The 15,411-nt window shown below is 70.3% G+C and carries 13 protein-coding genes; 8 read left to right on the top strand and 5 right to left on the bottom strand.

Features of this window, described 5'->3' with window-relative positions:
* Positions 1 to 13 precede the first annotated feature (13 nt).
* The 3 genes from HUA78_RS44520 (at position 14) to HUA78_RS44510 (ending at position 2,573) form a co-directional block, all read left to right on the top strand.
* Entirely contained in the window at positions 14 to 1,318 is a 1,305-nt protein-coding gene (locus HUA78_RS44520) for an OmpA family protein (protein ID WP_174460137.1), read from the top strand.
* A gap of 230 nt (positions 1,319 to 1,548) precedes the next feature.
* Positions 1,549 to 2,139, top strand: a complete 591-nt coding sequence (locus tag HUA78_RS44515) for a GNAT family N-acetyltransferase (RefSeq protein WP_174457082.1) — start codon at positions 1,549 to 1,551, stop codon at positions 2,137 to 2,139.
* A 113-nt stretch (positions 2,140 to 2,252) separates the two neighbouring features.
* On the top strand, positions 2,253 to 2,573 hold the full coding sequence (locus HUA78_RS44510) for a multidrug efflux SMR transporter (protein ID WP_141641167.1): 321 nt from the start codon (positions 2,253 to 2,255) through the stop codon (positions 2,571 to 2,573).
* A gap of 13 nt (positions 2,574 to 2,586) precedes the next feature.
* On the opposite strand, the gene HUA78_RS44505 is transcribed toward HUA78_RS44510, so the two are convergent.
* Complete coding sequence (locus HUA78_RS44505) at positions 2,587 to 4,692, bottom strand: prolyl oligopeptidase family serine peptidase (RefSeq protein WP_371745818.1); 2,106 nt, start codon at positions 4,690 to 4,692, stop codon at positions 2,587 to 2,589.
* A 236-nt stretch (positions 4,693 to 4,928) separates the two neighbouring features.
* On the opposite strand from HUA78_RS44505, the gene HUA78_RS44500 reads away from it, so the two are divergent.
* Positions 4,929 to 5,489 carry a sugar O-acetyltransferase gene (locus HUA78_RS44500; RefSeq protein WP_141641165.1) on the top strand — a complete coding sequence of 187 codons (561 nt, stop codon included), beginning with the start codon at positions 4,929 to 4,931 and terminating at the stop codon, positions 5,487 to 5,489.
* Positions 5,490 to 5,493: 4 nt separating this feature from the next.
* On the opposite strand, the gene HUA78_RS44495 is transcribed toward HUA78_RS44500, so the two are convergent.
* Positions 5,494 to 6,243 (bottom strand): DUF1338 domain-containing protein, encoded by a 750-nt coding sequence (locus HUA78_RS44495; protein WP_174457084.1) that lies wholly within the window; start codon positions 6,241 to 6,243, stop codon positions 5,494 to 5,496.
* Positions 6,244 to 6,871: 628 nt separating this feature from the next.
* Positions 6,872 to 7,396, bottom strand: coding sequence for a hypothetical protein (locus tag HUA78_RS44490; protein WP_141641163.1), 525 nt, complete (start codon positions 7,394 to 7,396; stop codon positions 6,872 to 6,874).
* Positions 7,397 to 7,445: 49 nt separating this feature from the next.
* On the opposite strand from HUA78_RS44490, the gene HUA78_RS44485 reads away from it, so the two are divergent.
* Positions 7,446 to 8,072 carry a GNAT family N-acetyltransferase gene (locus tag HUA78_RS44485; RefSeq protein ID WP_371745817.1) on the top strand — a complete coding sequence of 209 codons (627 nt, stop codon included), beginning with the start codon at positions 7,446 to 7,448 and terminating at the stop codon, positions 8,070 to 8,072.
* A 549-nt stretch (positions 8,073 to 8,621) separates the two neighbouring features.
* Here HUA78_RS44485 and HUA78_RS47380 read toward each other — a convergent pair.
* Positions 8,622 to 10,706 (bottom strand): collagen-like protein, encoded by a 2,085-nt coding sequence (locus HUA78_RS47380; RefSeq protein ID WP_174478989.1) that lies wholly within the window; start codon positions 10,704 to 10,706, stop codon positions 8,622 to 8,624.
* Between the two features lie 364 nt (positions 10,707 to 11,070).
* Between HUA78_RS47380 and HUA78_RS44475 the strand changes: the two genes are divergently transcribed.
* Both HUA78_RS44475 and HUA78_RS44470 read left to right on the top strand, forming a co-directional pair.
* Positions 11,071 to 11,595: a phage tail protein gene (locus tag HUA78_RS44475; protein ID WP_141641161.1), complete on the top strand. Its 525-nt coding sequence runs from the start codon at positions 11,071 to 11,073 to the stop codon at positions 11,593 to 11,595.
* A 207-nt stretch (positions 11,596 to 11,802) separates the two neighbouring features.
* Entirely contained in the window at positions 11,803 to 12,900 is a 1,098-nt protein-coding gene (locus HUA78_RS44470; RefSeq protein WP_174460140.1) for an AI-2E family transporter, read from the top strand.
* Positions 12,901 to 13,040: 140 nt separating this feature from the next.
* Here the strand turns inward: HUA78_RS44470 and bioA are convergent, their stop codons facing one another.
* The gene (gene bioA, locus HUA78_RS44465; RefSeq protein ID WP_141641159.1) at positions 13,041 to 14,372 is read right to left on the bottom strand and encodes an adenosylmethionine--8-amino-7-oxononanoate transaminase; all 1,332 of its coding nucleotides are present in this window, start codon (positions 14,370 to 14,372) and stop codon (positions 13,041 to 13,043) included.
* 215 nt (positions 14,373 to 14,587) lie between these two features.
* On the opposite strand from bioA, the gene HUA78_RS44460 reads away from it, so the two are divergent.
* Positions 14,588 to 15,385, top strand: a complete 798-nt coding sequence (locus HUA78_RS44460) for an acyl-CoA desaturase (RefSeq protein WP_174457088.1) — start codon at positions 14,588 to 14,590, stop codon at positions 15,383 to 15,385.
* The last annotated feature ends 26 nt before the right edge of the window (positions 15,386 to 15,411 follow it).

The raw sequence follows: 15,411 nt of genomic DNA, 5'->3' as shown, positions 1-15,411 counted from the left end.
GGAGGAAACCGTCATGGTGCGAAGCAAGCGTGGATGGAAGGCCCTCGTCGGAGCCACGACGCTCCTCGCCGCGGGGAGCGCGAGTGCCGCTCCACCCAAGGAGCTCGTGGAGGCGCGGTCGGCCTATCAGCAGTTGATTGCCAGTCCCCAGGGGCGTGAGCGTCCCCGGGAGGTGACCGAGGCGCGCGATGCCTTGCGCCAGGCGGAGCAGGCGTACCAGGACGACAAGGACGCCACCCGCACGCGAGTGTTGTCCTACGTGGCCCTGCGCAAGGCGGAGACCGCCGGCGCCTGGGGCAGCGCGGAGATCGCCGCCAGACAACAGGCCCAGGCCGAAGCGGCCTTGAGCCAGGCCCAGGCCCGACAGGAGCAGCAGCGGCTTTCGCAGGCCCAGGCCTCCCAGCAGCAGCAGGCCAATGACCAGCGGCTGTCGGAAGAGTCCTCCCGTCGTCAGCAGTTGGAGGCCGAGGCCCAGCGCCTGGCCCAGCAGAACCAGGAGCTGCAACGCCAGACGGCGGAGCTGCAGGCGCAGCAACAGGCGCGAAGCCAGACGGAGCAGCAGAGCGCCCAGCAACTGGAGGCGGAGCGACAGGCGCGAGTGGAGGCCGAGCGCAAGGCCAGCGAGGCCCTGACGCAGCTGGACCGCGCGAACAAGGACCTCAAGGTCCGTGAGGAAGCCCGAGGCACGGTGCTGACGCTGTCAGGCAGCGTCCTCTTCGCCTCCGGTGCGTCGGACCTGCTGCCGGTGGCCCGCGACAGGCTGGCGGACGTGGCGCAGGTGCTGAAGGAGGGCGACAAGCCACTGCTCATCGAAGGGCACACGGACTCGCAGGGCTCGGACGCGCTCAACGAGCGGCTCTCCTATGCGCGCGCCGAGCGCGTGAAGGAGTTCCTCATCAACCAGGGCGTCCCCGCCAATCGCATCGAGGCGCGCGGCATGGGTGAGTTCCGGCCCGTGGCCACCAACGCCACAGCCGAGGGCCGCGCGAACAACCGCCGCGTGGAAATCGTCGTCGAGCGCGGCGGACAGCGCGCCGTCGGCGGCAGCGGCCAGGGCACGGGCGGCGCCGGCTCCGAGCAGCAGAAGCAGGCTCCGGAGTCAGGCTCCTCGAACGACACCCTGCCGCCCCAGGAGGACACGAGCGGCGCGGTTCCCTCCGGACAGCAGGGCACCTCAGCGGACCATGAAGACTTCCCGGGCACCGGTGGCGGTGGTGCGCCTTCGGAGAGCCAGGGACAGCAGGGCACGTCGGCCGACCACGAGGACTTCCATGGCACGGGTGGCTCGGACGGCGCGAATCAGGACGTGAAGCAGTAACCCCGCTGACACCCGCCCGGCCCAACGCCGGGTGGGTGTGCGAGGCACGTTGCTCCTGGTGGTGTGCGTGAAGAACCCTCGCTCCGGACCTGCGCGCGGCTCTCATGCCCGGACAGGCCCGGAGCGCGGCGTTTCGGCCCCGTCGAGCACCTGTCACCCGGAGCGCTCCGTCCCGCTTGCGGCGCTCCGGTTCCGGCGCGCGACGCGATAGCCTGCGCGCCGCTCTCGTCATGGCCTCCGACAAACCCATCGTCCTGCTCACCACCGAGCGCTTGAGGGTGACCCAGCTGCCTCCCGACGGGGCGGCGCGCGTCGTCGCCTATTTCGAAGCCAACCGGGACCACCTGGGCCCGGTGTCCCCCACGCGGCCCGCCCACTTCTACACCCTGGCGTACTGGCGCACGCGGCTGGCACAGGACCTGGAGGACGCGCGCTTCGACAGGTCCCTGCGCATGGTGGTCCTCCCTCGCGCGGAGCCGCTGTCCTCCGCGCCCGTCATCGCCAACATCTCCCTCACGAACATCGTCCGGGGACCGCTCCAGGCCGTGACGCTGGGCTACGGCCTGGACCACCGTCACGAGGGCCAGGGCCTGATGACGGAGGCCCTGCGCGCCGTCTGCACCCACGCCTTCACCACCATGGGCCTGCACCGCATCCAGGCCAACCACCTCCCGGAGAACCTCCGGAGCGCCGCCGTGCTGCGCCGGCTGGGCTTCGCGGTGGAGGGCTACGCGCGCGACTTCCTGCGCATCGACGGCCGCTGGAGGGACCACATCCTCACCTCGCTCGTCGCGCCCGAGGGAAGCCCCACCGCCGAGTAGTCGCGGCCACGCATCACGCGTTCAAGTCAACCGTCGTGAATCCCTCGACGGACGCAGGACGCGCTGGCGAAGGGACAGCGAGCCTCGTACAGCTTCGCCACGGAGGTGGAAGCGTGGCGTATCTGTTCCTGTTGGGGGCCATCGCCTGTGAAGTGGTGGCGACGAGCCTGCTGAAGTCCACCCAGGGCTTCACCCGCCTGTGGCCCACCGTGGGCTGCCTGTCGGGCTACGCGGTGGCGTTCCTGCTGCTGGCGCAAGCGGTGAAGCAGGTGCCGGTGGGCGTCGCGTACGCGATGTGGTCCGGCCTGGGGACGGCCGCCATCGTCACCATCGGCGTCATCTTCCTGGACGAGCCGTTGAGCACCACCAAGGTCATCGGCGTGGCGCTCATCATCGGGGGCGTCGTCCTGCTCAACCTGCGCGGCGCGCACTGACGCCGCGCGCGGCTCAGCGCGGGAGCGCGGCGGCCCGAGGGGCGCCGTTGGGGCCCGCGGGCAGGTGCGTGTCGAGCCACTCCACCGTGCGCCGCATCCGGTCCACCACGTGCTCCGGCTTGCGCAGGGTGTGGCCCTCGTCCGCGTAGACGACGAACTGGGTCTTCACCCCCAGCTCCTTCAGCGCGTGGTGGAACTCGTAGCCCTGCGTCACGGGCACCTCCACGTCCCGCTCGCCATGCAGCACCAGCGTGGGCGTGCGCGCCAGCTTCACGTAGTTGATGGGCGAGCTGCGCGTGTACACCTCCGGCTCCTCATACACGGACGCGCCGAAGTACGGCCGCATCCACGCGTCGATGCGGTTGGTGCCGTAGTAGCTCTGCCAGTTGGCGATGCCCGCGCCCGCCACCGCCGCGCGGAAGCGCTGCGTCTGCGTCACCGCCCACATCGTCATGAAGCCGCCGTAGCTCCACCCCGTCACCCCCAGCCGCGAGGGGTCCACCGGCGCGTGCGCCAGCGCCGCATCCACGCCCGACACGATGTCGCGCAAGTCACCGAAGCCGAAGTCGCGCCGGTTGGCCTGCGCGAAGTCCGCGCCCTGGCCGAAGCTGCCCCGGTAGTTGGGGAGGAAGACGTAGTAGCCCCGGGCCGTGAAGAGCAGGACGTCCGGCCGGAATTGAGGCACCACGCCCGCCGCTGGCCCGCCGTGAATCATCGTCACCATGGGCGCGCGCGTGCCCGAAGGAGGCGCCATCGACGCGGCGGGCGCCACCAGCCAGCCCTGCACCTCCGCGCCATCGCTCTTCCACGACAGGTCTCGCGTCTCGCCCACGAGCGCGCGCAGGTCCTCCTCGCGCCGCGTGACTCGCTCCCAGTCCCCCACCGGCCCCACCCACACGTTCTGCGCCTGGGTGAAGGACTCGCGCACCACCGCGCTGCGCTTGCCGTCCCGCGACAGCGACAGCCCCACGGAGCCGCCCGCGCTCAGCCGCTCCGGCCCCTTCCACAGCACCGTCACCCCGCCCTGCGCCGTCGGGTCCACCGAGGCCACCGCCGACTCCCCGCGCACCTGCGCGCCGAACAGCAGCTTCCGAGGCGCCACCCACTCGAGCGTCGTCGCCGTCGCCTTCATCCCCGCGGTGAGGTTGCGCGCCTTGCCGCCCTCCAGCGACACCAGCATCACATCGCCCCCGTTGACGCCCTGGTCGCTCATCAACCCCTCGATGACGGCCACGTGCTTCCCATCCGGGCTCCACACCGGCTCGGTGAGCTGCCACTTGGGCGCGTACACCAGGCGCGAGCGGCCGTTGGCCGTCTCCAGCACATGCAGCTTCGCCAACCACCAGCTCGCGTCTCCTGGAGGCGGCGCCGCGATGAAGGCCAGCCGCGAGCCCTCCGGACTCCACGCGTACTCGTAGACGAAGAGCTGCTCGGGCGACACGACGCGGTGGGCGCCGTCCGCCACGGACACCAGCGCCACGCGCTTCACGGAATGGGACTCCCGCACCACGCCCGTCTCTCGCGCCGCGGGGCCGTTGGGGCCCTTGGCCTGCTCGGCCCCCTCGCCCTGCATCACCAGCACCGCCACGGACGCGCCATCCGGCGACCACTGGGGCGCGGACACCGAGCCCTGGAAGGACGTCAGCTTCCGCGCCACGGACTGCGCCAGGTCCGCGACATACAACTGGGACTGTCCCCGTTGGACCGCATCGGACAGGAACGCCAACTGCTTTCCATCCGGACTCCAGGCGATGGACGACTCGTCACAGGCGCGCCCGTCGGGACAGACGCTGACGCGCACCGCCTGCGGCTCGCTCACGTCCAGCTCCACCGCGTGGATGAGCGTGCCCCCCGTGGAAGCCACCTCCACCCACGCCACCCACGTCCCATTGGGAGACAGGGCCACCTGGCGGAAGCGCGTGGTGCGGCCCACCGCGCCCAGGATGGACTCCACCGACGGCTTGCCCACCTTCGTCGCCGCGCCGCGAACGACCACCGTCGTCTCGCGGTCCAACGCGGAGGGCGCGGGCATGGACTCGCCCACCTGCGCGAAGGCCGGAGCCACGCACCACAGCGCCACACCCAGGCCGACGACTCTCGCCACCATCCGAATCAACACATCCCCCCACGGGTCTGGAAGAGAGCACCAGACTACATGAGTGGGGCGGCCCCGCGTCCGGACACTTGCTTCTGACACCCCACCTGGAGGCCCTGTCCCGCCTTCCTGGAAGGCCTCCTCATTCGTTGGACCTCGGAAGTTTTGGCGTGCGAGGAGTGACTCAGCGCGTCCATCGTCGGACAGACGTCCCACTTCGACGGAAGCCGTGCGCCAGGCCCAGTGAAGACTGCCGGGCCATGGCACGAACCGAGCGGGAGAAGATGCTTGCGGGGGAGCTGTACAGCGGCTGGGACGCGGAGCTGACGGCGGCCAGGTCCCGGGCGCGCCGGCTCTTGCGCCTCTACAACGACACGCTCATGGACGACGAGGACGCGCGCAAGCAGCTGCTCGACCAGCTCATCGGGAAGCGGGGCACGGGCTGCTACATCGAGCCGCCCTTCCACTGCGACTACGGCACCTTCATCACCCTGGGCGAGCGCGTCTACATGAACTTCCAGTGCGTCATCCTGGATTGCAACCAGATTACCATTGGTGACGACGTGTCGTTTGGCCCCAACGTGCACATCTACGCGGCCACGCACCCGTTGGACGCGGACGAGCGCATCAAGGGCCCGGAACTGGCCAGGCCCGTCACCATCGGCGCGAAGACGTGGGTGGGCGGCGGCGCCATCATCGTCGCGGGCGTCACCATCGGCGAGGGCGTCACCATCGGCGCCGGCAGCGTGGTGACGAAGGACATCCCGCCGTATGTGCTGGCGGCGGGCAATCCCTGTCGTGTCATCCGTTCGCTGCGTTGAGCGTTCAGCGCTTCGTCATGTCGAACAGCGCGCGCGCCTGCGGCCCCAGGAACCCGTCGAAGTCCGGCGCGCGCTGGGCAATCTCGAAGTACGCGTAGGGCCACGGACGGCGGCCTCCCTCGCGCAGCGTCACCGACAGCGGCGCGGCCTGGGTGGCGGTCTGCCGCAGCGACGTGCCCGGCGCGCCCTCGATGTCCGCCTTCATGGGAACGCCCGCCTCCCGCATGCGCTGCTGCCAGACCTCCACGTCATCCACCGAGCCGGTGAAGTGGTTCACCTTGCGGCCGAAGGCCAGGAGCCAGGCGCCGTACTGCGACTCCTTCTCCAGCTCCAGCAGCGCGGCCTCCGACGGCGGCGGCGGCGAGCAGAACCACGCCGCCAGCGCGTCCACGTCCTCGGGCGGCGGAGGGTCGTCCGGCAGCGTGCCGAGCAGCTCGCGGGCGCGCGGCGACAGCTCCTCCGACTTCAGCTCGGAGATGAAGACGCGCGGCAGCCCCGCCGGATGCGACAGGTAGATGGCGGACAGGTGCGCGTCGGGGAAGGTGTATGCCCCCGCGGGCTTCCAGCCCAGCCGCTCGAAGGGCCGCGAGAAGAGGGCGATGCCGCCCCCGGGCCGCGCCAGCGAGCGCAGCGCGACATGGTCATTGCGAAAGCTGCCTCCGGAGAGCTGCACGAAGGTGCGGGCAAACGGCACCTCGGAGGCGTAGCGCTCCCAGAGCAGGTCCAACAGCCGGGTGGCCTGAGAAGTCGTCATGGCGGCGCACTCTAATCCGCCCAGAAAAGTGCGGCGGCGCGCGGCCCCGAGCCCTTGGAGGGGACTTCGTTCGGAGACGCGCGCCGCGCGCTAGAGACTCGCCTTGGAGTTTCGAGTCTCTGTACCCTTCTTGGTATGCATTGACTTCCGTTCCGGCCCGCTCGGCGCCACCCGAAGTCGTGCGGCGAAATAGGGTGCGACGTTGGAAAACGCCAGTGCCGCGCAAGAGTGGGCATCAAAGTCGCGTTGCGCCACCCTGTAGCCCGGCTAATTGACAGAATTGTGAGCGTAAAGTTTCCGTAACGCTGTGCCGCGCCACGTCATCGTGGCCTCGCGAGCGCAGGCGAGGGCGAAGACAGGCCCCCAGGCCCACCTCCACCCTCTTCCACCGCGAAACCCCACACCGGGCTCGCGACGGACAACCCCCGAGCGCCTCCGGATGCGCACGCGTCAGCCCCCTCTGGGGCGGGGAGACACGCGCGGAAGGACACCCCGCGAAATGGGCGGACCCGGTCGGCACGCTGATGAACGCGGCCCCCCGGAAATCTTTCCCTCTCGATTTCTCGTTCCGCGAAGACACACTTCATCAGCTCCCGAGAATGACGCACCGCTCCACGGAGGGAGTGGGTCAGTGGAGGTGCTCGGGGAGCATGGGCAGGCCGTGGAAGAAGCGGCGGCCGCACTCGAAGCGGCGGTGGAAGCAGACGCGGTCCTCCACGTACAGCCGGGCCATGTCCTCCTCGCCGTAGGCGCGGAAGAAGGCGGCGCGGGCCTCGTCGCAGGCGTTCTCGTATTCGGCGAGCAGGGCCTCCCAGTCCTCCGGCGGCGGCTCCTCGTCGTCCTGCCAGCAGCCGTCCTCCATGCCGTACTCGCGCTCCATCAGGTCCAGTTCGAGCGCGAGCCGCTGGACGCGCGGTACCTCCGTCAGCGCCTCGTCCGCCATGGCGGTGAGGATGTGGGCCACCAGGAAGAAGCCCGCGTCCGGAGGAACGACGCCCTCTTCGCGCGCGGCGCGGAAGGCGACGAGCAACTGCGCGTCCATCGCGTCATCCCCCAGCTCCAGCAGCCGCGTGGCGAGCCCTCGCCACCGGTCCTCCGTCTCGCGGGCCTCCTGGAGGGCCAGGGTCAGTTCAGGGTCTCGCGTCTTCTTCATCTCGTGCTCCTGTCGGGATTGCCCCGAAGCTCTCATCCAGGTCTGACGTGTGGACCTCGAATCCACGGACGTCGGTGTTCGCGGTTGCTTCACGGGCTCGTCGGATGGCGGACGAGGCCCGCGCGGGGTGTCGAGCGGTGGACGCGTGGCGGCCCGCGCGGACATGCTTCGCGGCACCGTGCCCCTGGCTTCTCGTCCCATCGCCCCCTCCGACAACGACTTCCTCTTCGCCCTGTACGTCAGCGCGCGGGAGGGCGAGCTGGCGGCGTGGGGTTGGACACCCGCGCAGCGCGAGGCGTTCCTGCGAATGCAGTGGCTGGCCCGGGGGCGTGACTGGGGCGCGCGGTATCCGACAGCGGAGGACCGGGTGGTGTTGGTGGACGGTCAGCCGGCGGGCAGGTTGCTGGTGGTGCGCGGTGAGAAGGAGTGGCGGCTGGTGGACATCGCGCTGCTGTCCTCGCACCGGGGCGGGGGCCTGGGCACACAGCTCCTGCGCGAGCTGCTGGAGGCCGCGAGCGGGGCACGCGTGTGCGTGCGCCTGCATGTGCTCCATGACAGTCCCGCGCGCGGGCTGTACTCGCGCCTGGGCTTCCAGGTGGAGCCTGGCGCTTTGCCCGCGCGGGAAGATTCTCCATACGTGGCCATGGAGTGGACGCCCGCGTCACGTGCGGGCTGAGGGCAACAAGGCCCGGCTTGGGGGAAGCGCGCCATGCCCCCGGAACACGAACGGGCCGCGCGCCGATTGCGCGTCACGCGGGCGGTCGCCGGGGAAAGGCGAAGAAGCGCGCGGAGGCCCTGAAGACAGACAGCCAGGGGGGCCTCCGCGCGCTTGCTCCGGGGTCATCCGAATGACCCGGGTGATGAAGCCACGAACCGGCACGGGGCCGCTCGCGCCACGTCCATGGCCTGGATGCCAGCGGTCCCCCCGACTCGGATGCGAGCCGCCCGTCCGGCGATTCACTGCGTCCTACGAACCCTCCACCGCCAGGCAGCGAGAGCCGGACGGCACGGTGCACCTCGTGGGCCCGTGAGGACCGAGGTGGGTCGCCCCCGTGGCGACCCGGCCTCCTCCCCGACTCCCGCCGTCAGCCCCGAAGGCAAACGGCGCGGGACTCTTGCGCGCCCCACGAGAGGGCGGAGGTGAGCCACTCCAGCGACCCGGCCTCCTCCCCGACTCCCGCCGCCGGGCCGTGAGGACCGGACAGCGGGATGTGCCTTCCTCCGCTTAGAGGAAGATGTTCTCCGGCACGGGAGTCACGGTCTGGAAGGAGAGGCCCGGTGCGCCAGCGCCAGACGTGATGCCCGTGGCACCACCATCGCCACCGTCACCACCCATCGCGCCGCCGCCACCGCCCGCCGCGACGGCGGTGCTCGCACCCTGGGGAGGAGCGGTGATACCCGCTGCGCCAGCACTCACGTCGAGGGTGCCCGTCACGGTGGGACTGGTGCTGGAGAGCAGGTGGATGATGCCACCGCCGCCACCGCCACCACCGCCCTTGCCAGCGCCGCCCGCGTTGTTGCCATCTCCGCCGCGACCGCCCACCACACGGATGGCGCCGCCCACCGTCACGCTGGCCTTGCCCACGATGACGACGACACCACCCGCGCCACCACCGGCGCCAGGGGTATTACCCAACGTCCCACCCGGGTCGCCGTTCGCGTTGATGGCGGAGGTCGGCTGCACCCGCACGTTGCCCTGCGAGAGGATGACCAGCGAGCCGCCACCTCCGGCGCCACTCACCCCCGCAACCTTCGCGCCAGAACCACCGCCCTGGGGACCCGGCCGAAGGAGCTGCGCGCCCTGGAGCGGCTGCAAGCCCAGGCCCTTGTGCGGCTCGCCAGCGGCGGCACGCGACACGCCCGCCGTCGCGGGGCCCGTCCCGGTGTCTTCGGTGCCCTGGTCCACGATGATGGTTCCGGAGATGGTGACATCACCCGTGGAGCGGATGACCGTGCCGCTCGGGAGGATGAGGGTGCCGGAGATGGTCACCGTCGAGAACTGGAGGTGCTGCCGCCCCGCCAGGGTGTTGAAGCCACCGACCGTGGTGAGGTCCAGCGTGTTGCCGAGGGGAACGTTGAGCAAGCCACCCGAGCCGTCACCGTAGACACCCGTCGAACCCGCCGGCCCCTGCAAGCCCGTGGCCCCCGTCGCTCCTGTCGCGCCCGTCGCACCCGTGGTGCCCGGCGTACCCTGCGTGCCCTGCGCACCGGGGACACCCTGCGGTCCCTGGGCCCCCGCGCAGACGTACCGGGTCAGCGCCGCGATGACCTCGCCGGCATCCAGCACGCTGTTGCCGTTGGAGTCCTGCCCGAACTGCAGTCGCACACCACCGGTAGCGCAGTTCGCGCCCGCCGGCTCGGCCGCCGTCGCCGCCACCGAGTGGATGCCCGCGGCGCCCTGCGGACCCGTCTGTCCCTGCAGACCTTGCGAACCCTGGTCGCCCTTCAACCCCTGCGGCCCCTGCGGCCCCGCGCACACGTAGCGCGTCAGCGCCGCGTTGACCTCGGAGGTGTCCAGCGTGTTGTTGCGGTTGGCGTCCACGCCCACTTCCAGCTTCACACCGCCGGTGGCGCAATTGGCCCCGGACGCCTCGGCCGACGTGCGCACCAGCGCGCTCAGGCCCGTGGCGCCCTGCTGCCCCTCCGGGCCCGTCTCACCCTGAGGGCCGGTATCACCGCGCGGACCCACCGGACCCGCGGGACCCACCGGACCCGCCGGACCCACGTTGCCCTGCGCGCCGGTCTCACCCTGCTGTCCCTGGACGCCCTGCTGTCCCTGGGGCCCCTGCTGGCCCACGTTGCCCTGCGGCCCCGTGTCGCCCCTCGGCCCCTCGACGCCTTGCGGTCCCTGCGCGCCGTTGCACACGTAGCTGGTGACATCCACCTCGTCGTCATCCAGGTCGTCGTCTTCGTTGTCGTCGACGCCCGCCTCCAGCTTCACGCCACCCGTGGCGCAGTTGGCACCCGCCGGCTCCAGCGTCGTGCGAGCCACCGCGGGCTTTCCTTCCTCACCTCGCGGTCCATTGGCGGGACCCGGAGGGCCCTCGGGGCCTTCGGGACCTTCAGGCCCCGCTGGACCGGCCGGCCCCACGTCACCGGTGTCTCCCTTGGGGCCCAGGTCGCCCTGAGCACCCTGCGCGCCTTCAGGACCCGCGGCGCCTTGAGCACCGGCGGGGCCCGCGGGGCCTTGAGGCCCCTGGGGACCTTCAGGTCCTTCTTCACATGCGGACAACAGCAACAACGCCGTCACCGGTAGCGCGCGGAACCCCCGCGTCCAATACGTGGGGTGTCGCCAGTTCATTTGAGCCATGGGTGGTCTCCTCGTCGTGGAACTCAGGGCCAAGGCACAGAGCAAGTCACGAGCCAGGATGGATTGTGTCGGGGTGCACGCCCCACTCAGCAGGGCGTGAGGGATTGTGGCTCGAAATGGCTCACGCGAAACAGCCCTCCCCCGCGTTCTTCCAGAACGCGACTCGCGTCACACCGGAACGCATGACGCGATGGGGCACGGGACACATGAGACCCCCGTGCCCACTCGGGAAGCACGCGTCCCACAGCGGGGCCTGACTCCAAAACGACCCATGAAAGAAGTGTGGCCGATGCTTTGCTCAGGAGAGCGACACGTGCTGGGTTTCGCGTGAAACACACACACTCAAGCAACGAAAGGCGTACACGTGTCCGAGCCATTTATCGGTGAAATCCGGCTGTTCGGGGGAAACTTCGCTCCGCGCGGCTGGGCGTTCTGCCAGGGCCAGCTGCTCTCCATCGCGCAGAACACCGCGCTCTTCTCCATCCTGGGCACGACGTATGGAGGCAACGGGCAGACGACCTTCGCGCTGCCGGACCTGCGCGGGCGCTATCCGATGCAGCCGGGACAGGGGCCTGGCCTGTCGCCCCGGACCCTGGGCGAGCAGGGAGGGTCGGAGACGGTGACGCTGATTTCGACGCAGATGCCAGCGCACAACCACACCCTCAACGTCAGCTCGCAGCAGGGCGACACGGAGACGCCCATCGGCGTGGTGCTGGCGGCGGACAGCACCGCGACGGTCCTCAACTACCGGGCCGCGCCCATCGACGGGACGATGAACCCGGCGGCCATTGGAGTCGCGGGCGGCAGCCAGCCGCACAACAACATGTCTCCGTTCCTGGCCATCAACTTCATCATCGCGCTGGAAGGCATCTTCCCCTCGCGCAACTGACGTCGTGCGTCGCGGGGCGGGCGCGCCTCTCCAAGAAGGGGCGCGTGCGTCATCGTCACTGTCGGCGCATGAACACGCCATGCCGGAAGTCCCGGGCGCGGGTGGAGTCGACCTGACATCCACTGGCGCCTCCGGGCGGGGAGGCTGGCATCCAGGCGAGGCACTGCATACCCCCACGAGGCGAGGTGTCTGTCGCGTGGGGGTACGGTGGCGGAGCAGGGGGAAACGAGACAGGGCTCCCAGGTGACACCGAAGACGGTGTTCACCGTGTGCTTCGTGGTGCTGGCGGTGCTGGCGCTCGTGGTGCTGGTGGTGCGCACGCGGGTCGCCCTCACGTTGACGGGCATCGCGGCGCTGCTGGCGCTGGCGTTGGAGCACGGCGTCTCGCGGCTGGAGCGGTGGAAGATGCCTCGGGCGCTGGCCATCGCGACGATGCTGCTCGCCGCGATGACGGTGCTGGCGCTGCTGGCGTTGCTGGTGATTCCGGCGGCGGCGGCGCAGGTGGATGCGCTGGTGGTGCAGTGGCCGCATCTCTGGCAGGAGGTGCGCGAGTCGCGTCCCTTCCGGGGGCTGAACGAGCGATTGCAGAACCTGGGCTGGGCACGGCAGCTCGAGGACGCCACGCCGCAGCTCGCCACGGGGACGCTGCCGGGGCTGGTGGTTCATGCCATTGGCAGCATGGTGGGGCTCGTGGGAGGCGCGCTCAGCGTCTTCTTCCTCGTCGTCTTCATGCTGGTGTTCGGCGGCGGTCTGCTGAAGCGACTGTTGGATTTGCCCAAGCCGGAGCACCGGATGCGCTATGTGCGAGTCTTGCGCAACGTGTACCGGGCCACGGGCGGGTACCTGACGGGGCTCACGCTCATCTGCACCTTCAACGCGCTGCTCACGTCCACCGTGCTGGCGGTGCTGGGCGTGCCGTACTTCCTGCCGCTGGGCATCGTGAGTGGCTTCTCCAGCATGGTGCCCTACGCGGGACCGGTGGTGGCGGGAGGCTTCATCACGCTGCTGACGTGGGCGACGGGCGGGATGTGGATGGCGCTGGGGGTGCTGACGTACTTCGTGCTGTACGGGCAGTTGGAGGGCAACGTGCTGGCGCCGCTCGTCTTCCGTCGCACGGTGCACGTCAACCCGCTGCTCATCCTGCTGGCGGTGCTGTTCTGCGCGGAGCTGGCGGGTGTCGTCGGCGCGGTGGTGGCGGTGCCCGTCGCGGCCACCGTGCAGATTCTCGTCCGGGAGATGCTCCTGTTCCGACAGGAGCGCCGCATCGCCCGCGCGGACTCGGTGCTACCGCCCGGGCCGTCCTGACGAGAGCCGAGACACCTCGGCGCCACGACACGCCGAAGCGGCCCTTGCACGGGGCGCCGTCACCCACCGGGCCCTCCTGACGCGAGCCGAATCACCTCCGGCACCCGCCGCGCGCCCAGGCCTCTCGCGGGGACGCACCATCAGCCGCGCGCCACCTCGCGCAGCGAGTCCTCCACGCCCGCCAGCAGCTCATCGAGCGCGGCGTCGGGGATGTTGAGCGCGGGCGCGATGTACACGGTGTCACCGAGCGGGCGCAGGTAGAGCCCGCGTCGCCGAGCCGCCTCGTACACGCGCCACCCGCTGCTCGCGAGGTATCCCCCACCGCCCAGGTCCACCGCGCCCACCATGCCGATGGCGCGCGGACGCACGAGCCCGGGAAGCGTCGCGGCCATGCGCTCGAAGGCGGCCTTCACCTTCGGCGCCTTGCGCGCCACCTGGCCCAGCACGTCCTCGTCGCGATACACGGCGAGCACCTCGCGGGCGACGGCCGCGCCCAGCGGATTGCCGCAGTACGAGTGCCCGTAATACAGCGCGCGCGACGACGCGCCGAGGAAGCCCGAGAAGATGCGCTCGGACGCGAGCGTCACGGCGAAAGGCATCAGTCCGCCCGAGAGCGCCTTGGCCAGACAGAGCAGGTCCGGCACCACGCCCGCCAGGTCCACGGCGAAGCGAGCCCCGGTGCGGCCCAGGCCAGTGAAGACCTCATCGGCGATGAGGAAGGTGTCCACCGCGCGGGTGGCCTCGCGCACCGCGCGCAGGAAGTCCGGCGAGTACATCTGCATGCCCGCGGCGCCCTGGATGATGGGCTCCACGATGACGCCGGCAATCTCGTCCGGGTGCTCGCGCAGCGCGGCTTGCACCTGGGCGAAGGCGCGCTCCCAGCCGCCCTCCTCCGCTGGAGACGGCACATGCACCACGTCGAAGAGCAGTGGCCCGAACACCTCGCGGAACAGGGGCACGCCGCCCACGCTGGTGGAGCCGATGGTCTCTCCATGGAACGCGCCGGACAGGGTGATGAAGCGCGTGCGACGAGGCTGGCCATTCTGCGCCCAGTACTGGGCGGTCATCTTGATGGCCACCTCCACCGCGGTGCTGCCGTTGTCGGAGTAGAAGGCGCGCGTCAGCCGCTCACCTGTGGGCAGCTCCGGGCGGTCCGCGCCGGGGGCCATCGCCACCAGCTCCGAGGCGAGCGCGGCGGCGGGCTCGTGGGTGATGCCCGCGAGCGAGACATGGGGCAGCTGGCCCGCCTGCTCCGTGAGGGCGCGCAGGAGGCGCGGGTGGCGGTGGCCCAGGGTGGACACCCACCAGGAGCCATTCGCGTCGAGGTAGCGCCGGCCATCCACGTCGAAGAGGTAGGGCCCTTCCGCACGGGAGATGACGAGCGGGTCCGTCCCCGCGATGTACGCCTCCATGGCGGTGTACGGGTGCCAGACGTGCCCCTTGTCCAGCTTGACGATGTCGGCCCGCTCCACGTGTGCACCCCTGTCGATGAATGTGAGAGGTGCTCCGTACCGGAAATCGAGCCCCTGTCACCGCGCGTCATGCCCTGGCGCAGCGCGTCCGACTGATGGCGGCATGAAGTCAGGGCTCACCCGGTCGTCACCGGGGAGCAACTTCCGGCCGGTGATGACGTGGCCATGACATGGGGGGTGTTACCCGGGTTCTGACACCGAACCGGGAAAGCGCCATGGCCGTCCTCGTCTTCTTCGTCTCGCACTGGCTGCTCTGTGTCTTCTTTCAGAGCTTCTTCCAGCACCGGTACTCCGCGCACCGCATGTACACCATGGGTCCGCGCACGGAGCGGGTGATGCACCTGCTCACGTATCTGGTGCAGGGCTCGTCGTACCTGTCGCCCAAGGCCTACGCGATTCTGCACCGCGAGCACCACGCCTTCTCGGACACGGAGAAGGACCCGCACTCGCCGCACTTCTTCACGGACGTGTTCCGGATGATGCTGCACACGAAGAAGCGCTACGAGGACTACACGGCGGGTCGCGGGCAGCCGGAGGCTCGGTTCCTCGGCGGCTATCCCGAGTGGCCGTTGGTGGACGACACGCTGCGCACGTCCTGGGTGGCGACGCTGTTCTGGGTGGGGCTGTACACGTCGTTCTACGTGGCCTTCGCGACGGCGCCCTGGCAGTTCCTGCTGTTGCCGGTGCACTTCCTGATGGGCCCGGTGCACGGCGCCATCGTGAACTGGTGCGGGCACAAGTACGGCTACCGGAACTTCGACAGCAGCGACAAGTCGCGCAACACGCTGCCCGTCGAGATGCTCTGCATGGGTGAGCTGTTCCAGAACAACCACCACAAGTTCGGCAGCAGCCCGAACTTCGCGGCGCGCAAGTTCGAGATCGACCCCACGTGGCAGGTGATGCGCGTGCTGGCGAAGCTGGGCGTCATCCGCATCGCCACGCCGCAGCGGGCGGTGTGGCCGGAGCCGCGCCGAGAGGCCGCGCACGACACGGGCGCCGCCCGGGCGGCCTGAGCCACCAGTCGCACCCGGGAGTGAGC

The organism is Myxococcus sp. CA033 (assembly GCF_013336625.1).
GTDB classification, from domain to species: Bacteria; Myxococcota; Myxococcia; order Myxococcales; family Myxococcaceae; genus Myxococcus; species Myxococcus llanfairpwllgwyngyllgogerychwyrndrobwllllantysiliogogogochensis.
The sequence above is the reverse complement of the archived record's forward strand: the minus strand, read 5'-3'. Positions and strand labels throughout refer to the sequence as shown.